Raw genomic sequence first — 19,080 nt, 5'->3', positions numbered from 1 at the left:
CTAAAGAGATATTACTAATGCCTGTGCTATCTCTCTGATCCTAATTCTTATAAGTTACCCTGCAATACTTTGTAGCGATATTTAGTGATCCAAACAACATGAAAGCGATGGTAAAATACAGTATGGCTAGTCTTGTTATAATCTGTCATATATGATATTTTAATATACATGAAGAGCTTGCTCTTATGTATATTAAAATATCATATATTCAAGTTATAGTGAATTGAAATATTAGAACAAGGACTGAAGTCTTTCCCAGCTGAAGCTGGGGGTTTTAACCAAAAAGGTGACTATAAACACAGGCATGAAAAAAGATATCACAGAATTATATAGTTTTATAGATGATTTTTGTAAAATTTATTTGGAGTATGAACAGAGAAAGTTATTACCATTAAATATGTTGATTCATTTGTTGTTTAGTGAAGAAACAGGTATTTATTTTATTGACTCTACAACGATTAAAGCTTGTCACAATAAAAGGCGTTATAGCAATAAAGTTTTTAAAGGATTAGCCAAACATAGTAAATCCTCTATGGGGTATTTTTATGGTTTTAAATTACATGTAATAATCAATAATAAAGGGGAGTTTATGGCATTAAAAGTGACCAAAGGCAATGTAGATGATAGGATTCCAGTACCGGAGTTAACAAAAAGGTTAACTGGAATTATAGCAGCTGATAAAGGTTATATTAAGCAAAATTTGTTGTTAAATTGTATACTTGCAGCAAAACTGCGTAACACTATCTAATTTTTTTGCTAGTATGAATTTATTGTATAAATTTGGGTTTCTACTATGCAAATATCACCGATTAATCAAAACTTACGCTATGTTTTATGATAAGTGGCTTTGTACTGAGATATTATTAAAATTCTTTACTATGAAAAAATGGCTTTCAGCCAAGGTTTTTAGTCATACTTGAGATAACATAGCGTAAGTTTTGTAATAAAAACTAGTTGAAAAAGTACCAATTATATTATAACATTTGAAATATTAATAATAATGATAATTAATCAAATGAAAAAACCAAAAGTAGCGACCTTAAGTGCTGAAGAACGAGAAGAACTAATACAACATGTCAAGGAAAGTTCATTAACGGGAGATGAACAGCAAACGATAGTAGAACTTGTGAAATTTTGTAATGAGCTAATAGACAAGCTAGCATCATCAAATATCAGTATAAATAAGCTTAAGGAAATGCTGATTGGTTTTAAGGCAGATAACAAAAAAAAGATAGTTCAGATTCATTAAAAGAACCGCCAAGTGAATCTGATAACGGGAATGGTGGTAATGAAGAAGAGTGCGATAAGCCCAAAAAGATAGATCGTAGTAATTGGCAAGGTAAATATGGGTTTGATGATTATAAGGATGCGAATACCAGCTATTTAACTCCTGAGAATTTTTGTAGTGGTGATAGCTGTCCTCACTGTTGTAATGGCAAACTATATAATAGTGAAGCTAGAAAATTGCTACAATTTACAGGTAATGCTCCAATTACAGTCAACAGATATGTAAAGAAAACGCTACGTTGTAATGCTTGTGATTATATAGTTATGAACAATAAAAATATCAACAAATGGACAAATAGTAGCAGAAGTGCAATAGTGTTACAAAAGACCTATGGTACTCCTTTCTACCGTTTATCTAGGCTGCAAAGTTTAAGTGGTGTTCCTGTGGCATATAGCTCGCTCTGGCAACAATATTTAGATGTTTGGCAAGAAGGTGGTGGAGCTGAAATTTACGGGGTATTATTGGAAATGGCTGCCGAATGTAGTTCACTGAACCTTGATGATACTAGAGCTAGGATTTTAGAAATTACTATAGCCAATAAGAAATTACGTACTCAAAATAAGAAAGGACGCAGCTGTTATACTACTACAATATGTGCTAAGACTGCAAATAATGAGGTGATAGTTTTATATTTTACCGGTAATAGGCATGGTGGAGAAAATATAGGTAACGTACTAAAGAATCGTAAGAATAGAACAGATTCTATCCAATTAATGACTGACGCAAGTAACAATAATAACCCGGTATTATCAGAAGCAGATCAAGAATTACTGGCAATAATAGTGATGATCAATTGTTTGTCACATGGTCAGAGAAAATTTACAGAGAATGAACTATATTACCCTGAAGAATGCGGATATTTTCTCAAACAAACACGAGGGATTTACCACAATGAACATCAATGTAAAGAGATGAGTCCTGAAGAAAAACTTGGGTATCATCAGGAACATAGCAGTAAATATATAGAAAACATATATAACAAAATAGACGAATTATTTAACGACAAGAAAGTTGAGCCTAATAGTAGGCTTGGACAAGCTATGAAATATTGGATAAATAATAAAGAAGGTTTGACCCAATTTTTAAAAATCCCAGTTAGCAATCTTGATAATAATTGGGCTGAGAGATCACTGCGTACCATTATTTTACAAAGGAAGAATTCATTATTCTTTAAAACAATCAATAGTGCTGAGATACATAGTGGTCTGTATAGTATAGTAAAGACTTGTAGTGAGAACGAGATCAATGCCTTTAAATATTTAAATTGGCTACAAGAGCAGAGTAGCAAAGCAAAGAAGCGTCCTGCGAATTATACGCCTTTTGCCTATGCAAGATATATGAATAATACGGAATTAATCGAGACAGCAGCTTAAACGACAGGAAGCCAATCATTAGAGAATTTGGCAGAACTAGGATCACCATTATGAATAAGAATGTGTAAGGTTCTATAACAAATTTGATAAGATGAATTATCAGATGGGAAAAGTTTTGCGGTAAATTTACCTTTGGATAGGCGTTTAGAGCATAGCCAAAAGCCTTGACCGTCAAAGGACAAAATTTTAATGGCAGTTCTGTTTTTATTATAGAATAAAAACAAGGAACCATTAAGAGGGTCAGAAGAAAGTTTTTGTCTACAAACAGCGATTAAGCCATCGATACCCTTGCGAAAATCGATGGCAATAGTGGCAACAAAAATAACTGACGCCGGGGTTAGTTGCAGCATAAAAATGTCTGAATTATGGTTTTTGGTTCTAGTGTTTGGATAATAAGTTTGGTACCATTTGGTTTAATAATGTGACAAGTATAGTGATTTTGTTTGGGGGCAGCTACAGGATCGGTATCTATAGAATTTAATAGTTGAAATGGGAGAAAATTAATATTTTGTTGTAGAGCTTGATTTGAAGTTGAGACAGGAGAAGTTTTGAGGGTAGGCTCATGGGCTTTTTTAATTGAACTGATTGTTGCTTTATTAATATTAAGATGTTTAGCTATCTCTTGGTAAGAATAATGATGGAGTAATTGGTAAACTAATTCCTTTAGATGGTTTGGTATAGGATCAAACTTATTAGTTTTAGTTTGACGCCAGGCTTTAAATTGCTGAGCTACTTGCTCAATAGTAATTGATGGTATTTGCATAGTATGAAACCCAAATGTATAAAAAATTCATACTAGCAAAAACATTAGATAAAGTTATGCAGTTTTGCTGCAGGTATACCCTTATACTCATCATTTCTTCCAAATCTCGATAACTTAAAGAAAATCGGCATTTCATATAGACAAATAACATTATTATTTCTGGTGAAGAACAAAATCCTTTGAAATATGATAATAATCTTGCAGTAATACGAAACATCTTAACATCTTTTTTAGATCATTATATCAATCTTTTTTCTATTGTCCAACATATGCGACAGAACCGTATACCTGCAGCAAAACTGCATAACTTTATCTAATGTTTTTGCTAGTATGAATTTTTTATACATTTGGGTTTCATACTATGCAAATACCATCAATTACTATTGAGCAAGTAGCTCAGCAATTTAAAGCCTGGCGTCAAACTAAAACTAATAAGTTTGATCCTATACCAAACCATCTAAAGGAATTAGTTTACCAATTACTCCATCATTATTCTTACCAAGAGATAGCTAAACATCTTAATATTAATAAAGCAACAATCAGTTCAATTAAAAAAGCCCATGAGCCTACCCTCAAAACTTCTCCTGTCTCAACTTCAAATCAAGCTCTACAACAAAATATTAATTTTCTCCCATTTCAACTATTAAATTCTATAGATACCGATCCTGTAGCTGCCCCCAAACAAAATCACTATACTTGTCACATTATTAAACCAAATGGTACCAAACTTATTATCCAAACACTAGAACCAAAAACCATAATTCAGACATTTTTATGCTGCAACTAACCCCGGCGTCAGTTATTTTTGTTGCCACTATTGCCATCGATTTTCGCAAGGGTATCGATGGCTTAATCGCTGTTTGTAGACAAAAACTTTCTTCTGACCCTCTTAATGGTTCCTTGTTTTTATTCTATAATAAAAACAGAACTGCCATTAAAATTTTGTCCTTTGACGGTCAAGGCTTTTGGCTATGCTCTAAACGCCTATCCAAAGGTAAATTTACCGCAAAACTTTTCCCATCTGATAATTCATCTTATCAAATTTGTTATAGAACCTTACACATTCTTATTCATAATGGTGATCCTAGTTCTGCCAAATTCTCTAATGATTGGCTTCCTGTCGTTTAAGCTGCTGTCTCGATTAATTCCGTATTATTCATATATCTTGCATAGGCAAAAGGCGTATAATTCGCAGGACGCTTCTTTGCTTTGCTACTCTGCTCTTATAGCCAATTTAAATATTTAAAGGCATTGATCTCGTTCTCACTACAAGTCTTTACTATACTATACAGACCACTATGTATCTCAGCACTATTGATTGTTTTAAAGAATAATGAATTCTTCCTTTGTAAAATAATGGTACGCAGTGATCTCTCAGCCCAATTATTATCAAGATTGCTAACTGGGATTTTTAAAAATTGGGTCAAACCTTCTTTATTATTTATCCAATATTTCATAGCTTGTCCAAGCCTACTATTAGGCTCAACTTTCTTGTCGTTAAATAATTCGTCTATTTTGTTATATATGTTTTCTATATATTTACTGCTATGTTCCTGATGATACCCAAGTTTTTCTTCAGGACTCATCTCTTTACATTGATGTTCATTGTGGTAAATCCCTCGTGTTTGTTTGAGAAAATATCCGCATTCTTCAGGGTAATATAGTTCATTCTCTGTAAATTTTCTCTGACGAAACTGGACTGATTTTTCAAGACAAATTTTTCACTAATTTTGTTTCCCATTTTACATAATTTTTAAGCTGCATTTTGTAAGTAATCAAGATACACGTTCATCGGTTTTTTATAACCAATACTTGAATGGAATCTTTGATTGTTATATTTATCCATGTATTTATCAATACCATCTTTAAGTTCTGCGATATTTTTAAAATCATTTATAAATATACAATTATATTTTAAAGTTCTAAAAAATCTTTCAATCACAATATTATCAATGCTTCTACCCTTACCGTTCATTGAGATTTGTATATTATTCTCTTTTAGAATTCCCGTATGCTCATGTCCAGTATATTGACTACCCTGATCACTATTGAATATTTGTGGTGCAGGGTATTTATTCAGTGCATCTTTTAATACATCGGTTACAAGTGATGCATCCATAGAATTAGATACTTTATAACTTAGTATTGCCTTACTATGCCAATCTATAATCGCCACAAGATACATAAATCCTCCGTTAGTTCTAATATAAGTAATGTCACCACTCCACACTTGATTAACATAAGGTACATGAATAGTTCTATTCGTTCCTGATTTGTGCCAGTACGGCTCAAGCAAATAGCTATAAATTTTATGTTGACCATCCTTCACAGAAGTAGATTGCTTTTTATGAGGATGAATAGCTTCTATACCCATTATTCCCATATATTTAAGCACCCTATCTCTGCCCACATTAAAGCCGTCTTCCAATAATTGTTTGTATATATAACGATAACCATACTCAGGGTTATCCGTATATATTTCATCTATTCTATTTAAAATATCAAGATTATATAAGCTCATTACTTTAGCTTTATAATATACTCCAGATCTGCTTATCTTTAATAGTTCACATTGCCTTGTCTTTGCTAACGTACTCAGCTTGGGGTCGACAAGACTTTTCTTATTTGATAAGTCCAAGCTGTTTAGCTTTCCCACCGCCCAGTCCCTCTCGACTGTAGCCTTACCTAATGCTTTTGCAAGTTCATCGTTTTGATTCTTAAGTTCACTAATCTGCCCTTTGTACTCACTAACAGCTTTTGCTGGCTCAAATGCCAATGACGCATTATCTAAAAATTGTCGTTTCCAGTTTTGCATAGTTTTAGCCGTTACTTCATATTTGACCGATAACTGACCTATTGTTGATTCTTCTTTTAACATCTCTAATACTATTTTAGTTTTTGCTTCTGCACTAAAATTTTTAATTTGTTTTTTACCCATTTGTTTCTCTTTAATTTTATTTATTATTCTATACTTATTGAGAAACAAAAATACCTGCTTCTTTGTCTAATTTTTTCAGTCCATTATAAAAGGAGTACCATAGGTCTTTTGTAACACTATTGCACTTCTGCTACTATTTGTCCATTTGTTGATATTTTTATTGTTCATAACTATATAATCACAAGCATTACAACGTAGCGTTTTCTTTACATATCTGTTGACTGTAATTGGAGCATTACCTGTAAATTGTAGCAATTTTCTAGCTTCACTATTATATAGTTTGCCATTACAACAGTGAGGACAGCTATCACCACTACAAAAATTCTCAGGAGTTAAATAGCTGGTATTCGCATCCTTATAATCATCAAACCCATATTTACCTTGCCAATTACTACGATCTATCTTTTTGGGCTTATCGCACTCTTCTTCATTACCACCATTCCCGTTATCAGATTCACTTGGCGTATAATGGACTGAAAAAATTAGACAAAGAAGCAGGTATTTTTGTTTCTCAATAAGTATAGAATAATAAATAAAATTAAAGAGAAACAAATGGGTAAAAAACAAATTAAAAATTTTAGTGCAGAAGCAAAAACTAAAATAGTATTAGAGATGTTAAAAGAAGAATCAACAATAGGTCAGTTATCGGTCAAATATGAAGTAACGGCTAAAACTATGCAAAACTGGAAACGACAATTTTTAGATAATGCGTCATTGGCATTTGAGCCAGCAAAAGCTGTTAGTGAGTACAAAGGGCAGATTAGTGAACTTAAGAATCAAAACGATGAACTTGCAAAAGCATTAGGTAAGGCTACAGTCGAGAGGGACTGGGCGGTGGGAAAGCTAAACAGCTTGGACTTATCAAATAAGAAAAGTCTTGTCGACCCCAAGCTGAGTACGTTAGCAAAGACAAGGCAATGTGAACTATTAAAGATAAGCAGATCTGGAGTATATTATAAAGCTAAAGTAATGAGCTTATATAATCTTGATATTTTAAATAGAATAGATGAAATATATACGGATAACCCTGAGGAAACTGGACTGATTTTTCAAGACAAATTTTTCACTAATTTTGTTTCCCATTTTACATAATTGTATACTTGCAGCAAAACTGCGTAACACTATCTAATTTTTTTGCTAGTATGAATTTATTGTATAAATTTGGGTTTCTACTATGCAAATATCACCGATTAATCAAAACTTACGCTATGTTTTATGATAAGTGGCTTTGTACTGAGATATTATTAAAATTCTTTACTATGAAAAAATGGCTTTCAGCCAAGGTTTTTAGTCATACTTGAGATAACATAGCGTAAGTTTTGTAATAAAAACTAGTTGAAAAAGTACCAATTATATTATAACATTTGAAATATTAATAATAATGATAATTAATCAAATGAAAAAACCAAAAGTAGCGACCTTAAGTGCTGAAGAACGAGAAGAACTAATACAACATGTCAAGGACAGTTCATTAACGGGAGATGAACAGCAAACGATAGTAGAACTTGTGAAATTTTGTAATGAGCTAATAGACAAGCTAGCATCATCAAATATCAGTATAAATAAGCTTAAGGAAATGCTGATTGGTTTTAAGGCAGATAACAAAAAAAAGATAGTTCAGATTCATTAAAAGAACCGCCAAGTGAATCTGATAAGGGGAATGGTGGTAATGAAGAAGAGTGCGATAAGCCCAAAAAGATAGATCGTAGTAATTGGCAAGGTAAATATGGGTTTGATGATTATAAGGATGCGAATACCAGCTATTTAACTCCTGAGAATTTTTGTAGTGGTGATAGCTGTCCTCACTGTTGTAATGGCAAACTATATAATAGTGAAGCTAGAAAATTGCTACAATTTACAGGTAATGCTCCAATTACAGTCAACAGATATGTAAAGAAAACGCTACGTTGTAATGCTTGTGATTATATAGTTATGAACAATAAAAATATCAACAAATGGACAAATAGTAGCAGAAGTGCAATAGTGTTACAAAAGACCTATGGTACTCCTTTCTACCGTTTATCTAGGCTGCAAAGTTTAAGTGGTGTTCCTGTGGCATATAGCTCGCTCTGGCAACAATATTTAGATGTTTGGCAAGAAGGTGGTGGAGCTGAAATTTACGGGGTATTATTGGAAATGGCTGCCGAATGTAGTTCACTGAACCTTGATGATACTAGAGCTAGGATTTTAGAAATTACTATAGCCAATAAGAAATTACGTACTCAAAATAAGAAAGGACGCAGCTGTTATACTACTACAATATGTGCTAAGACTGCAAATAATGAGGTGATAGTTTTATATTTTACCGGTAATAGGCATGGTGGAGAAAATATAGGTAACGTACTAAAGAATCGTAAGAATAGAACAGATTCTATCCAATTAATGACTGACGCAAGTAACAATAATAACCCGGTATTATCAGAAGCAGATCAAGAATTACTGGCAATAATAGTGATGATCAATTGTTTGTCACATGGTCAGAGAAAATTTACAGAGAATGAACTATATTACCCTGAAGAATGCGGATATTTTCTCAAACAAACACGAGGGATTTACCACAATGAACATCAATGTAAAGAGATGAGTCCTGAAGAAAAACTTGGGTATCATCAGGAACATAGCAGTAAATATATAGAAAACATATATAACAAAATAGACGAATTATTTAACGACAAGAAAGTTGAGCCTAATAGTAGGCTTGGACAAGCTATGAAATATTGGATAAATAATAAAGAAGGTTTGACCCAATTTTTAAAAATCCCAGTTAGCAATCTTGATAATAATTGGGCTGAGAGATCACTGCGTACCATTATTTTACAAAGGAAGAATTCATTATTCTTTAAAACAATCAATAGTGCTGAGATACATAGTGGTTTGTATAGTATAGTAAAGACTTGTAGTGAGAACGAGATCAATGCCTTTAAATATTTAAATTGGCTACAAGAGCAGAGTAGCAAAGCAAAGAAGCGTCCTGCGAATTATACGCCTTTTGCCTATGCAAGATATATGAATAATACGGAATTAATCGAGACAGCAGCTTAAACGACAGGAAGCCAATCATTAGAGAATTTGGCAGAACTAGGATCACCATTATGAATAAGAATGTGTAAGGTTCTATAACAAATTTGATAAGATGAATTATCAGATGGGAAAAGTTTTGCGGTAAATTTACCTTTGGATAGGCGTTTAGAGCATAGCCAAAAGCCTTGACCGTCAAAGGACAAAATTTTAATGGCAGTTCTGTTTTTATTATAGAATAAAAACAAGGAACCATTAAGAGGGTCAGAAGAAAGTTTTTGTCTACAAACAGCGATTAAGCCATCGATACCCTTGCGAAAATCGATGGCAATAGTGGCAACAAAAATAACTGACGCCGGGGTTAGTTGCAGCATAAAAATGTCTGAATTATGGTTTTTGGTTCTAGTGTTTGGATAATAAGTTTGGTACCATTTGGTTTAATAATGTGACAAATATAGTGATTTTGTTTGGGGGCAGCTACAGGATCGGTATCTATAGAATTTAATAGTTGAAATGGGAGAAAATTAATATTTTGTTGTAGAGCTTGATTTGAAGTTGAGACAGGAGAAGTTTTGAGGGTAGGCTCATGGGCTTTTTTAATTGAACTGATTGTTGCTTTATTAATATTAAGATGTTTAGCTATCTCTTGGTAAGAATAATGATGGAGTAATTGGTAAACTAATTCCTTTAGATGGTTTGGTATAGGATCAAACTTATTAGTTTTAGTTTGACGCCAGGCTTTAAATTGCTGAGCTACTTGCTCAATAGTAATTGATGGTATTTGCATAGTATGAAACCCAAATGTATAAAAAATTCATACTAGCAAAAACATTAGATAAAGTTATGCAGTTTTGCTGCAGGTATACACATAATTTTTAAGCTGCATTTTGTAAGTAATCAAGATACACGTTCATCGGTTTTTTATAACCAATACTTGAATGGAATCTTTGATTGTTATATTTATCCATGTATTTATCAATACCATCTTTAAGTTCTGCGATATTTTTAAAATCATTTATAAATATACAATTATATTTTAAAGTTCTAAAAAATCTTTCAATCACAATATTATCAATGCTTCTACCCTTACCGTTCATTGAGATTTGTATATTATTCTCTTTTAGAATTCCCGTATGCTCATGTCCAGTATATTGACTACCCTGATCACTATTGAATATTTGTGGTGCAGGGTATTTATTCAGTGCATCTTTTAATACATCGGTTACAAGTGATGCATCCATAGAATTAGATACTTTATAACTTAGTATTGCCTTACTATGCCAATCTATAATCGCCACAAGATACATAAATCCTCCGTTAGTTCTAATATAAGTAATGTCACCACTCCACACTTGATTAACATAAGGTACATGAATAGTTCTATTCGTTCCTGATTTGTGCCAGTACGGCTCAAGCAAATAGCTATAAATTTTATGTTGACCATCCTTCACAGAAGTAGATTGCTTTTTATGAGGATGAATAGCTTCTATACCCATTATTCCCATATATTTAAGCACCCTATCTCTGCCCACATTAAAGCCGTCTTCCAATAATTGTTTGTATATATAACGATAACCATACTCAGGGTTATCCGTATATATTTCATCTATTCTATTTAAAATATCAAGATTATATAAGCTCATTACTTTAGCTTTATAATATACTCCAGATCTGCTTATCTTTAATAGTTCACATTGCCTTGTCTTTGCTAACGTACTCAGCTTGGGGTCGACAAGACTTTTCTTATTTGATAAGTCCAAGCTGTTTAGCTTTCCCACCGCCCAGTCCCTCTCGACTGTAGCCTTACCTAATGCTTTTGCAAGTTCATCGTTTTGATTCTTAAGTTCACTAATCTGCCCTTTGTACTCACTAACAGCTTTTGCTGGCTCAAATGCCAATGACGCATTATCTAAAAATTGTCGTTTCCAGTTTTGCATAGTTTTAGCCGTTACTTCATATTTGACCGATAACTGACCTATTGTTGATTCTTCTTTTAACATCTCTAATACTATTTTAGTTTTTGCTTCTGCACTAAAATTTTTAATTTGTTTTTTACCCATTTGTTTCTCTTTAATTTTATTTATTATTCTATACTTATTGAGAAACAAAAATACCTGCTTCTTTGTCTAATTTTTTCAGTCCATTATATTGGAGCATTACCTGTAAATTGTAGCAATTTTCTAGCTTCACTATTATATAGTTTGCCATTACAACAGTGAGGACAGCTATCACCACTACAAAAATTCTCAGGAGTTAAATAGCTGGTATTCGCATCCTTATAATCATCAAACCCATATTTACCTTGCCAATTACTACGATCTATCTTTTTGGGCTTATCGCACTCTTCTTCATTACCACCATTCCCGTTATCAGATTCACTTGGCGGTTCTTTTAATGAATCTGAACTATCTTTTTTTTGTTATCTGCCTTAAAACCAATCAGCATTTCCTTAAGCTTATTTATACTGATATTTGATGATGCTAGCTTGTCTATTAGCTCATTACAAAATTTCACAAGTTCTACTATCGTTTGCTGTTCATCTCCCGTTAATGAACTTTCCTTGACATGTTGTATTAGTTCTTCTCGTTCTTCAGCACTTAAGGTCGCTACTTTTGGTTTTTTCATTTGATTAATTATCATTATTATTAATATTTCAAATGTTATAATATAATATAATTGGTACTTTTTCAACTAGTTTTTATTACAAAACTTACGCTATGTTATCTCAAGTATGACTAAAAACCTTGGCTGAAAGCCATTTTTTCATAGTAAAGAATTTTAATAATATCTCAGTACAAAGCCACTTATCATAAAACATAGCGTAAGTTTTGATTAATCGGTGATATTTGCATAGTAGAAACCCAAATTTATACAATAAATTCATACTAGCAAAAAAATTAGATAGTGTTACGCAGTTTTGCTGCAAGTATACTGTGAATTAATATTTGGATTAAACAATACCGAATCATGAGTAGTAGTGTTATTATTAGAAAAACTACTATATTTACGATTATATAATCTGATACATTTATTATAAGGAGCAAAATGACGAACCTTCTGATCATTACGGTACAATATAACAATTTTAGTACGGTAAGCTAAATAATTAGCTTGATTATTTGAAGCAAATATAAACTCTATTTCATCTTGTAATTCTTTTGATAGTTCTTCATCAGCATCAATATTTAATATCCAGTCATTCTGACATAAATTTTCGCCAAAAGTCTTTTGTTTAACATAACCATTCCATTCGTTAAAAATCACTTTGATTCCTAAATTTCTAGCAATTTGTACTGTATCATCAGTACTCCCACTATCAACAACAATAAGCTCCTCGACAATGTCCTTAACACTGTTGATAGCTCTTGCAATCCTAGTAGCTTCATTTTTTGTGATAATAAAGGCTGAAATCTTTAGCATATCCCTCTCAACTAGGTCCTTGCATACATTTTCTATCTAGCTTCTGTAAAGGTTTCATTTCTATAGTCTATATGTTCATTATTTTTAGGAAGTACCCACAAATTGAATAATTTTTGAGGAATTTCTGAGTAAAAGAGTAGCCAAGTAACCACAAACAGTACATAATATGTCCATGAGGAACGAAAGTAAATTTTGACAACAAAATTACCAAAAGGAATCAATTCGTGAACACTCCTTTTTGTTCTCGAATCCTCACTTGCATACCTACTATTACCTACATCTTTTAAAAGTCGTATATTTGAACCTACTGACGTCATATACGACGCCCCACAAATCTAGAATGTGGGTAATAGTAATAAGGCAGGGATAATACACCCTAGGCTATTAAACTATCTTTCATCGAGATTGGTATTACATAAAAGGCATACACAAGAAGCTAGAAGCTAATTCATATTTTTAATTTTTTGAGATAATCTACTGATTTTACGTGAGGCTGTATTTAATTTGATAATGTTTTTTGTTACACCTTTCATTATTTCAGATTGTGCAACAGTCAAAGCTAATTTAGCTGATTCTTTTGAGCCACTAATAACTTCTTGCAAAACTTTTTTTATATATGTTTTAATTCTACTTGACCTATTCTTATTTATTAAAGTTTTTTTTATTGTTTGTCTTATTGCCTTTTTTGCTGATGAATGATTAGCCATATTTATTATTTTCCTACAGATTTATTAGTTTTGTTCTTCATGGCTATGACTTTCTACTTTTGGGGTCATACAGCCTTTACTATTTACGTCTCTATCAACGAACTCAATATAAGCTACTGATGCCATATCTCCATAACGAAAACCAGCCTTTATTATCCTAGTATAACCACCTGGACGTTCACTATATCTTTTTCCTAAAACACTAATAAGCTTTTCAGTTGCCACTTTATCTTTAATTTTAGCAAGCAACATTCTTCTAGTCGCTAAATCAGATTTCTTGGCCTTAGTTATTAGTACTTCAATATATGGTCTAAGCTCTTTAGCCTTAGGTAAAGTTGTTTTTATTTGCTCATTCATCACAAGTGCAGCAGCCATATTAGCAAACATCGCCTGTCTATGACTACTTGTTCTATTAAGCTTTCTACCCTTAATTTTATGTCGCATGTTATTACCTTTGTATTAACCTCAATTCGATATAAGAATTGTTAATTCTTATATCGAATTGGCTTGTTATAAGGAAAAATGCATTCTTGAAGCGGCTTTTACGAATGCATTTTAATCTATTACCACTAATAATCTTATTTTTATATCATATAAAAATTAAGATTATTAGCAAATTAATATTTAACAACCAGGTGACGAACTCCTTCAAACCTGATTGTTTCTATATGTATCCCTGAATTAGATATAACCTGTTACATCTAATTCAGGTTTTATTAATATGGATCTTCATAACGCTTAGATAGTTCCTGAATATTTTCTGGAGGCCATCCTGGTATGTCCATACCAAATTTTAAACCAAAGCCTGATAATATATCCTTAATCTCATTAAGAGATTTTCTACCAAAGTTTTGAGTTCTAAGCATTTCTGCTTCTGTTTTGATAACAAGATCGCCTATATAAATTATATTTTCATTTTTTAAACAATTCTGAGATCTAACAGATAATTCTAATTCCTCAACTTTCTTCAACAACGCTGGATTAAATGCTAATTCTTCTAACTTATCCTGTTTATCTTCTGTTTGTTCTTCAAATGTAATAAATAATTGTAACTGATCTTGCAGAATTCTAGCAGCAAGTGCTATAGACATCTCCGGAGAAATACTACCATTAGTTTCAACGGTCATAATCAATTTGTCATAATCTGTAACTTGACCAACACGTGTATTATCAACTTTATAGGTAACCTTTCTTACAGGACTGAATAACGCATCTATTGGGATAACGCCAATAGATAATTCCGAATCAACGCTGCTTGCAGCGGGAACATACCCTTTTCCCGTCTCACACACTAATTCCATTTCAAGCTGAGCCCCTTTTGCCAAAGTACAAATCACATGGTTAGGGGTTAGTACCTCCACATCATGCCCTGTTCCAATCATCCCAGCAGTTACAACGCAAGGACCAGTAGCACTTAATCTGACAATCTTTCTTTCCGAAGAATGCATCTTAACGACCACAGACTTAAGATTCAAAACTACATCAACTAAATCTTCCTTAACCCCAGGTATAGCAGAAAATTCATGCACCACCCCTAGTATCTTTATTGATGTTATTGCAGCACCCTGAAGAGATGAGAGTAGAATTCTCCTCATAGCATTACCTATTGTTAAACCAAAGCCTCTCTCTAAAGGTTCAACCACAATTTTTACTATATTACTACTCTTATCAGGACTGTCATAAACTATCTTAGAAGGTTTTATTAATGCACTCCAGTTTTTATTTAATGATAACATTATTTACCTATGCCCCTATACTCTTCTTCTTTTTGGTGCTCTAACACCGTTATGTGCAACAGACGAAACATCTAAAACTGACGTAACTATAAAATTTTGACTAAATACCGCACGCATAGCCGATTCCCTTTGAGCCCCTGCACCTTGCACTCTAATCGAAACAGTTTTCAGACCGTGTTCTTTTGCAACTTCTGAGGCTTTATCAACAGTTATTTGAGCAGCATAAGGCGTAGCTTTTCTAGCCCCCTTAAAACCATGTGTACCTGCTGTTGAAAAAGCTATAGCATTACCTTGCACGTCCGTAAAAGTAACAATAGTATTATTAAAAGTTGTCTTTATATGAACAACACCAAGAGTGATATTTTTTCTTTTTTTCTTGACCTTAGTATTAGCCTGACTCATCATTATACCATATTACTTTGTAACTTTTTTCTTACCGGCAATCGCAACAGCTTTACCTTTTCTTGTTCGAGCATTAGAATGAGTATTCTGACCTCGAACAGGCAACTTTCTTATATGTCTAAGACCTTGGTAACTTCTAATATCCTTTTTCTTCTTGATATTAAGATTCACCTCTCTTCTTAAATCACCTTCTACTTTATATTCTTTTTCAATAATATTACGTAAAATAATAAGCTCTTGATCTGTTAAGTCTTTGACCCTTTTACTTTCAGATATTCCAGTTTTTCGACAAATCTCTTCTGCAGCAGAAAAACCAAGCCCATAAATATATGTTAAGCTCACTACTAATCTTTTGTTTGCTGGAATATTAACACTCGCTATTCTTGCCACAAATAATCTCCAAAATTTCGATAATAACCAAAAGGGAATAATATAAAAATATCCCTTAAAGTCAAATCATTTTTAATACTTTATATAAAACAAGCTCTACTTCTTCTTTATCCTTATTTGCATCAACAACATAGAATTCACTATTATCTCTATAATAGTTAAGTAACGGATAAGTCTCTATTTTATATTCTTCTATTCTTTGCTTAATAGTCTGTTCATCATCATCTTGTCTGTGCATAAATTTATCTGATCCACAAACATCACAGACATTGTCAACCTTAGGTTTAATGAAATAACTATTATAAATTTGTCCACAATTTTCACAATTAAACCTACCTAGAATCCTCTTGATAATCACTTGATCGTCTATGTCGAAAAACACAACTTTAATCTTTTGATTAGCCAACATTCTTAGAAAATTAGCTTGCTCTAAATTACGAGGATACCCATCTAGAACATAACCGTTTTTATATATATCCTGAGTTAAAAACTCCTTAACTACATTATTCACCAATTTAGGAGGGACAAGTTTTCCTTGTACCATATACTCTTTAATTAACAAACCATCCTTGTTATTAACCTTTACCATTTGCCTGAATATATCGCCAGTAGACACATGAGGTAAATTTAACTTTCTTGCCAATAACTGCCCTTGAGTTCCCTTCCCTGAACCAGGAGACCCTATAAGCACTATAATCATTTGAAACTCTTCTTTAAACATAACATAATATATACCCTCCACTAAGTTAAAATGTATAATTTTTTGCTTTAAAGAATTGTTTTTTTATAATATAAGTTAGTTTTTTAACTTCATTTTTTTAATTAATCCCTCATACTTACTGCTAAATAAATGACTTTGAATTTGTACAAATGTATCTAGAACAACATTAACAACAATTAAAAAACTTGTACCCCCTAAGGCAAAAGATACGGCATATTTATTCATTAACATTTCAGGAACTATACATATAAAACTAAGATATATACCACCTATTACAGTTAACCTAGTTAACAAATAATCAAAATATTCCGCAGTATTCTTACCAGGTCTTTTGCCAGGAATATATGCCCCATATTTTCTTAAGTTATTTGCTGTTTCTTCTGAATTAAAAACTACTGCTGTATAAAAAAAACTAAAAAACATTATCAACGCAACATACAACAAAATATATAAAGGCTTCCCATGCCCTAGATGGAAAGTTAATAAACTCATAATTTCTGAATTATTGCTAGAAAAATTAGCTATTGTCACAGGAAACAATAAAATCGAACTAGCAAATATTGGCGGAATTACCCCAGAAGTATTAAGTTTAAGAGGCATATGAGTCGAATCACCACCATAAATTTTATTGCCAACTTGTCTCTTTGGATATTGTACCAAAACTTTTCTCTGTGCCTTCTCAAAGAAAATTATTATAGCTATAATTACAATAACTCCTAAACAAATAGCCATAACTACTATTGGAGACAAACCACCACTTCTTGACAATTCAAACATGCTTATAATAGCACTTGGTACACCCGACACTATACCTATAAATATAATTAAGGACGATCCATTACCAATACCTCTACCAGTAATCTGTTCACCAAGCCACATTAAGAACATAGTACCTACCACTAAAGTAATAACGGTAGTAACCTTGAAAAAAAGCCCAGGTATAGTAACTACTGGACCTACATTAGTCACAACATGTTCTAAACTTATTGCAACACCATATGCCTGAAAAGAAGCTAATAAAACAGTTAAATACCTAGATAATTGATTGATTTTCCTTTTACCAACCTCACCTTCTTTTTTTAAATTCTCTAAAGGCTTGTAGGCTATTGACATTAATTGAATGATAATTGAAGCAGTTATATATGGCATAATTGCTAAAGCAAAAATAGACATTCTAGCTAGAGACCCCCCAGATAGCATATTAAACATACCAAGTATACCAGATTGATTTTGTTCAGCCACACTGCTTAACGCAACCGAATCAATACCCGCTATAGGAATAAATGACCCAAATCTACATACTATAAGAGCCAAAATAGTAAAAATAATCCTATTAGCTAAGTCTTTATTAGATTTTTGTGTGGAATTTAAACTCATAAATTACAATATTTGACCACCAACTTGTTCTATTAACTTCTTAGCAGAGCTAGAATAAGCATCTAATTGAAATGATAAGGGACTATTAAAATCACCACTGCTAACAGATAATAACTTAACCAATAAATTAGTATTCTTAATTAACCCGACTTCAACTAATCTATCCTTTGTTACAACTTCTGTTGAGTTCAAACGATTTTCTGCTATTAAAAATTCTATATCAGCAATATTTACTACACTATATTTCTTAGAACTAGGACAGTTAAAGCCTCTCTTTGGCAATCTTTTAATCATAGGCATCTGCCCCCCTTCAAAACCTTTGATAGCTACACCAGATCTAGATTTCTGCCCCTTAACACCTCTGCCACATGTTTTACCTTTACCACTGCCAATACCGCGACCTACTCTTTTTTTATCTCTCTTGGCACCAAAATTGTTAGATAACTCATTTAATTTCATTTTCTAAACTCTAATTTATATTTTCTACTTTTAACAAATGTTTTACCTTCTTGATCATCCCTCTAACAGAGTTTGTATCTTTCAAAATAACAGATTTATGCATTTTATTTAGACCTAAACCTACCAAGGTTTTTTTCTGATCATATTTACGACCTATACTACTACCAATTTGGGTAACTTTAACCTTTGTCTCATTCACTTTTTCTTGATTACTACTCATAAATTCCTACAACCCAATTATTACTTTACTTTAAATATAAAGACTCACTATAGCCCATTGCTTCAAAGCCCCATTCACACGCAAATTCGGTGAAATTATCGAAACAATCAGATTTGAGACGACTCTGCATCTGATTGTTAAATTAATATTTTGCTAAAAACATGATTTTAATCTTTTAAAATCATGTTTTTAGCTTAAGGTTTAAAATGCATTCACAAAATCACTTTAAGAATGCATTTTTTCTTTATTTTTTAGATTCTGCTACCTA

27 protein-coding genes and 2 pseudogenes are annotated in these 19,080 nt (G+C 32.3%); 8 read left to right on the top strand and 21 right to left on the bottom strand.

Annotated elements, in window-relative coordinates; translation table 11 throughout:
* The first annotated feature begins 304 nt into the window (after positions 1 to 304).
* From AAHN00_RS15160 to AAHN00_RS11320, 3 genes are all read left to right on the top strand, one after another.
* Positions 305 to 748, top strand: coding sequence for a transposase (locus AAHN00_RS15160; RefSeq protein WP_410521384.1), 444 nt, complete (start codon positions 305 to 307; stop codon positions 746 to 748).
* 267 nt (positions 749 to 1,015) lie between these two features.
* Positions 1,016 to 1,249, top strand: a complete 234-nt coding sequence (locus AAHN00_RS11325; protein ID WP_250310741.1) for a hypothetical protein — start codon at positions 1,016 to 1,018, stop codon at positions 1,247 to 1,249.
* A gap of 215 nt (positions 1,250 to 1,464) precedes the next feature.
* On the top strand, positions 1,465 to 2,661 hold the full coding sequence (locus tag AAHN00_RS11320; protein WP_342270935.1) for an IS66 family transposase: 1,197 nt from the start codon (positions 1,465 to 1,467) through the stop codon (positions 2,659 to 2,661).
* Here the strand turns inward: AAHN00_RS11320 and tnpB (AAHN00_RS11315) are convergent.
* The 3 genes and pseudogenes from tnpB (AAHN00_RS11315) to AAHN00_RS11305 form a co-directional block, all read right to left on the bottom strand.
* Positions 2,658 to 3,011 carry an IS66 family insertion sequence element accessory protein TnpB gene (gene tnpB / locus AAHN00_RS11315; RefSeq protein ID WP_341752109.1) on the bottom strand — a complete coding sequence of 118 codons (354 nt, stop codon included), beginning with the start codon at positions 3,009 to 3,011 and terminating at the stop codon, positions 2,658 to 2,660. The two genes, AAHN00_RS11320 and tnpB (AAHN00_RS11315), sit on opposite strands and share 4 nt — an antisense overlap.
* Entirely contained in the window at positions 2,999 to 3,424 is a 426-nt protein-coding gene (locus tag AAHN00_RS11310) for a hypothetical protein (RefSeq protein ID WP_342271013.1), read from the bottom strand. Before AAHN00_RS11310 ends, tnpB (AAHN00_RS11315) begins: the two co-directional genes overlap by 13 nt.
* A gap of 79 nt (positions 3,425 to 3,503) precedes the next feature.
* A pseudogene (locus AAHN00_RS11305) lies at positions 3,504 to 3,641 on the bottom strand (IS6 family transposase); the annotation flags it as partial.
* Between the two features lie 144 nt (positions 3,642 to 3,785).
* Here AAHN00_RS11305 and AAHN00_RS11300 point away from each other — a divergent pair.
* The gene (locus AAHN00_RS11300) at positions 3,786 to 4,211 is read left to right on the top strand and encodes a hypothetical protein (RefSeq protein ID WP_342271013.1); all 426 of its coding nucleotides are present in this window, start codon (positions 3,786 to 3,788) and stop codon (positions 4,209 to 4,211) included.
* Positions 4,199 to 4,552 (top strand): IS66 family insertion sequence element accessory protein TnpB, encoded by a 354-nt coding sequence (tnpB, locus tag AAHN00_RS11295; RefSeq protein ID WP_341752109.1) that lies wholly within the window; start codon positions 4,199 to 4,201, stop codon positions 4,550 to 4,552. The genes AAHN00_RS11300 and tnpB (AAHN00_RS11295) overlap by 13 nt, the downstream gene beginning before the upstream one ends.
* A gap of 95 nt (positions 4,553 to 4,647) precedes the next feature.
* Here the strand turns inward: tnpB (AAHN00_RS11295) and AAHN00_RS11290 are convergent, their stop codons facing one another.
* The 3 genes from AAHN00_RS11290 to AAHN00_RS11280 all read right to left on the bottom strand — a co-directional run bounded on the left by AAHN00_RS11290 (position 4,648) and on the right by AAHN00_RS11280 (position 6,617).
* Positions 4,648 to 5,142, bottom strand: a complete 495-nt coding sequence (locus AAHN00_RS11290) for an IS66 family transposase (RefSeq protein ID WP_342272662.1) — start codon at positions 5,140 to 5,142, stop codon at positions 4,648 to 4,650.
* A 35-nt stretch (positions 5,143 to 5,177) separates the two neighbouring features.
* Positions 5,178 to 6,362, bottom strand: coding sequence for an IS3 family transposase (locus tag AAHN00_RS11285; RefSeq protein ID WP_342270912.1), 1,185 nt, complete (start codon positions 6,360 to 6,362; stop codon positions 5,178 to 5,180).
* A gap of 75 nt (positions 6,363 to 6,437) precedes the next feature.
* Positions 6,438 to 6,617, bottom strand: coding sequence for a hypothetical protein (locus tag AAHN00_RS11280; protein ID WP_342271314.1), 180 nt, complete (start codon positions 6,615 to 6,617; stop codon positions 6,438 to 6,440).
* 297 nt (positions 6,618 to 6,914) lie between these two features.
* On the opposite strand from AAHN00_RS11280, the gene AAHN00_RS11275 reads away from it, so the two are divergent.
* The 3 genes from AAHN00_RS11275 to AAHN00_RS11265 all read left to right on the top strand — a co-directional run bounded on the left by AAHN00_RS11275 (position 6,915) and on the right by AAHN00_RS11265 (position 9,404).
* Positions 6,915 to 7,454, top strand: a complete 540-nt coding sequence (locus AAHN00_RS11275; protein WP_342271313.1) for a transposase — start codon at positions 6,915 to 6,917, stop codon at positions 7,452 to 7,454.
* Between the two features lie 304 nt (positions 7,455 to 7,758).
* Positions 7,759 to 7,992 (top strand): hypothetical protein, encoded by a 234-nt coding sequence (locus tag AAHN00_RS11270; protein WP_342271086.1) that lies wholly within the window; start codon positions 7,759 to 7,761, stop codon positions 7,990 to 7,992.
* 215 nt (positions 7,993 to 8,207) lie between these two features.
* On the top strand, positions 8,208 to 9,404 hold the full coding sequence (locus AAHN00_RS11265) for an IS66 family transposase (protein ID WP_342270935.1): 1,197 nt from the start codon (positions 8,208 to 8,210) through the stop codon (positions 9,402 to 9,404).
* Here the strand turns inward: AAHN00_RS11265 and tnpB (AAHN00_RS11260) are convergent.
* The 15 genes and pseudogenes from tnpB (AAHN00_RS11260) to rpmD all read right to left on the bottom strand — a co-directional run bounded on the left by tnpB (AAHN00_RS11260) (position 9,401) and on the right by rpmD (position 18,812).
* Entirely contained in the window at positions 9,401 to 9,754 is a 354-nt protein-coding gene (gene tnpB, locus AAHN00_RS11260) for an IS66 family insertion sequence element accessory protein TnpB (protein WP_341752109.1), read from the bottom strand. The genes AAHN00_RS11265 and tnpB (AAHN00_RS11260) overlap by 4 nt on opposite strands.
* Positions 9,742 to 10,167: a hypothetical protein gene (locus AAHN00_RS11255; RefSeq protein WP_342271098.1), complete on the bottom strand. Its 426-nt coding sequence runs from the start codon at positions 10,165 to 10,167 to the stop codon at positions 9,742 to 9,744. The genes tnpB (AAHN00_RS11260) and AAHN00_RS11255 overlap by 13 nt, the downstream gene beginning before the upstream one ends.
* A gap of 88 nt (positions 10,168 to 10,255) precedes the next feature.
* Positions 10,256 to 11,440 (bottom strand): IS3 family transposase, encoded by a 1,185-nt coding sequence (locus AAHN00_RS11250; RefSeq protein ID WP_342270912.1) that lies wholly within the window; start codon positions 11,438 to 11,440, stop codon positions 10,256 to 10,258.
* A gap of 331 nt (positions 11,441 to 11,771) precedes the next feature.
* Entirely contained in the window at positions 11,772 to 12,005 is a 234-nt protein-coding gene (locus AAHN00_RS11245) for a hypothetical protein (RefSeq protein WP_250310741.1), read from the bottom strand.
* Positions 12,006 to 12,317: 312 nt separating this feature from the next.
* Positions 12,318 to 12,800, bottom strand: a pseudogene (locus AAHN00_RS11240) (glycosyltransferase family 2 protein); the annotation flags it as partial.
* Between the two features lie 32 nt (positions 12,801 to 12,832).
* Positions 12,833 to 13,117, bottom strand: coding sequence for a hypothetical protein (locus tag AAHN00_RS11235; protein ID WP_342271312.1), 285 nt, complete (start codon positions 13,115 to 13,117; stop codon positions 12,833 to 12,835).
* 126 nt (positions 13,118 to 13,243) lie between these two features.
* The gene (gene rpsT, locus AAHN00_RS11230; protein ID WP_341748197.1) at positions 13,244 to 13,507 is read right to left on the bottom strand and encodes a 30S ribosomal protein S20; all 264 of its coding nucleotides are present in this window, start codon (positions 13,505 to 13,507) and stop codon (positions 13,244 to 13,246) included.
* Between the two features lie 24 nt (positions 13,508 to 13,531).
* Positions 13,532 to 13,951: a 50S ribosomal protein L17 gene (rplQ, locus tag AAHN00_RS11225; protein WP_341755293.1), complete on the bottom strand. Its 420-nt coding sequence runs from the start codon at positions 13,949 to 13,951 to the stop codon at positions 13,532 to 13,534.
* 272 nt (positions 13,952 to 14,223) lie between these two features.
* Positions 14,224 to 15,243, bottom strand: coding sequence for a DNA-directed RNA polymerase subunit alpha (locus AAHN00_RS11220; RefSeq protein WP_342271311.1), 1,020 nt, complete (start codon positions 15,241 to 15,243; stop codon positions 14,224 to 14,226).
* 15 nt (positions 15,244 to 15,258) lie between these two features.
* The gene (gene rpsK / locus AAHN00_RS11215) at positions 15,259 to 15,645 is read right to left on the bottom strand and encodes a 30S ribosomal protein S11 (protein WP_341748194.1); all 387 of its coding nucleotides are present in this window, start codon (positions 15,643 to 15,645) and stop codon (positions 15,259 to 15,261) included.
* A 12-nt stretch (positions 15,646 to 15,657) separates the two neighbouring features.
* On the bottom strand, positions 15,658 to 16,035 hold the full coding sequence (gene rpsM / locus AAHN00_RS11210) for a 30S ribosomal protein S13 (RefSeq protein WP_341748193.1): 378 nt from the start codon (positions 16,033 to 16,035) through the stop codon (positions 15,658 to 15,660).
* Between the two features lie 61 nt (positions 16,036 to 16,096).
* Positions 16,097 to 16,735 (bottom strand): adenylate kinase, encoded by a 639-nt coding sequence (locus AAHN00_RS11205; protein ID WP_342272661.1) that lies wholly within the window; start codon positions 16,733 to 16,735, stop codon positions 16,097 to 16,099.
* Positions 16,736 to 16,831: 96 nt separating this feature from the next.
* Positions 16,832 to 18,133: a preprotein translocase subunit SecY gene (gene secY, locus AAHN00_RS11200; protein ID WP_342271310.1), complete on the bottom strand. Its 1,302-nt coding sequence runs from the start codon at positions 18,131 to 18,133 to the stop codon at positions 16,832 to 16,834.
* Between the two features lie 3 nt (positions 18,134 to 18,136).
* Complete coding sequence (rplO, locus tag AAHN00_RS11195; protein WP_342271309.1) at positions 18,137 to 18,592, bottom strand: 50S ribosomal protein L15; 456 nt, start codon at positions 18,590 to 18,592, stop codon at positions 18,137 to 18,139.
* Between the two features lie 10 nt (positions 18,593 to 18,602).
* Complete coding sequence (gene rpmD / locus AAHN00_RS11190) at positions 18,603 to 18,812, bottom strand: 50S ribosomal protein L30 (RefSeq protein ID WP_342271308.1); 210 nt, start codon at positions 18,810 to 18,812, stop codon at positions 18,603 to 18,605.
* Positions 18,813 to 19,080: the final 268 nt, after the last annotated feature.

This window comes from Candidatus Tisiphia endosymbiont of Parasteatoda lunata (genome assembly GCF_964030955.1).
GTDB lineage: Bacteria > Pseudomonadota > Alphaproteobacteria > Rickettsiales > Rickettsiaceae > Tisiphia.
This window is presented reverse-complemented; position numbering and strand designations above follow the sequence as displayed.

Coding starts and splice junctions, on each gene's coding strand:
- AAHN00_RS15160 (WP_410521384.1), top strand. CDS start 305: ATGAAAAAAGATATCACAGAATTATATAGTTTTATAGATGATTTTTGT.
- AAHN00_RS11325 (WP_250310741.1), top strand. CDS start 1,016: ATGAAAAAACCAAAAGTAGCGACCTTAAGTGCTGAAGAACGAGAAGAA.
- tnpB (WP_341752109.1), bottom strand. CDS start 3,011: ATGCTGCAACTAACCCCGGCGTCAGTTATTTTTGTTGCCACTATTGCC.
- AAHN00_RS11310 (WP_342271013.1), bottom strand. CDS start 3,424: ATGCAAATACCATCAATTACTATTGAGCAAGTAGCTCAGCAATTTAAA.
- AAHN00_RS11300 (WP_342271013.1), top strand. CDS start 3,786: ATGCAAATACCATCAATTACTATTGAGCAAGTAGCTCAGCAATTTAAA.
- tnpB (WP_341752109.1), top strand. CDS start 4,199: ATGCTGCAACTAACCCCGGCGTCAGTTATTTTTGTTGCCACTATTGCC.
- AAHN00_RS11285 (WP_342270912.1), bottom strand. CDS start 6,362: ATGGGTAAAAAACAAATTAAAAATTTTAGTGCAGAAGCAAAAACTAAA.
- AAHN00_RS11275 (WP_342271313.1), top strand. CDS start 6,915: ATGGGTAAAAAACAAATTAAAAATTTTAGTGCAGAAGCAAAAACTAAA.
- AAHN00_RS11270 (WP_342271086.1), top strand. CDS start 7,759: ATGAAAAAACCAAAAGTAGCGACCTTAAGTGCTGAAGAACGAGAAGAA.
- tnpB (WP_341752109.1), bottom strand. CDS start 9,754: ATGCTGCAACTAACCCCGGCGTCAGTTATTTTTGTTGCCACTATTGCC.
- AAHN00_RS11255 (WP_342271098.1), bottom strand. CDS start 10,167: ATGCAAATACCATCAATTACTATTGAGCAAGTAGCTCAGCAATTTAAA.
- AAHN00_RS11250 (WP_342270912.1), bottom strand. CDS start 11,440: ATGGGTAAAAAACAAATTAAAAATTTTAGTGCAGAAGCAAAAACTAAA.
- AAHN00_RS11245 (WP_250310741.1), bottom strand. CDS start 12,005: ATGAAAAAACCAAAAGTAGCGACCTTAAGTGCTGAAGAACGAGAAGAA.
- AAHN00_RS11235 (WP_342271312.1), bottom strand. CDS start 13,117: ATGACGTCAGTAGGTTCAAATATACGACTTTTAAAAGATGTAGGTAAT.
- rpsT (WP_341748197.1), bottom strand. CDS start 13,507: ATGGCTAATCATTCATCAGCAAAAAAGGCAATAAGACAAACAATAAAA.
- rplQ (WP_341755293.1), bottom strand. CDS start 13,951: ATGCGACATAAAATTAAGGGTAGAAAGCTTAATAGAACAAGTAGTCAT.
- AAHN00_RS11220 (WP_342271311.1), bottom strand. CDS start 15,243: ATGTTATCATTAAATAAAAACTGGAGTGCATTAATAAAACCTTCTAAG.
- rpsK (WP_341748194.1), bottom strand. CDS start 15,645: ATGAGTCAGGCTAATACTAAGGTCAAGAAAAAAAGAAAAAATATCACT.
- AAHN00_RS11205 (WP_342272661.1), bottom strand. CDS start 16,735: ATGATTATAGTGCTTATAGGGTCTCCTGGTTCAGGGAAGGGAACTCAA.
- secY (WP_342271310.1), bottom strand. CDS start 18,133: ATGAGTTTAAATTCCACACAAAAATCTAATAAAGACTTAGCTAATAGG.
- rplO (WP_342271309.1), bottom strand. CDS start 18,592: ATGAAATTAAATGAGTTATCTAACAATTTTGGTGCCAAGAGAGATAAA.
- rpmD (WP_342271308.1), bottom strand. CDS start 18,812: ATGAGTAGTAATCAAGAAAAAGTGAATGAGACAAAGGTTAAAGTTACC.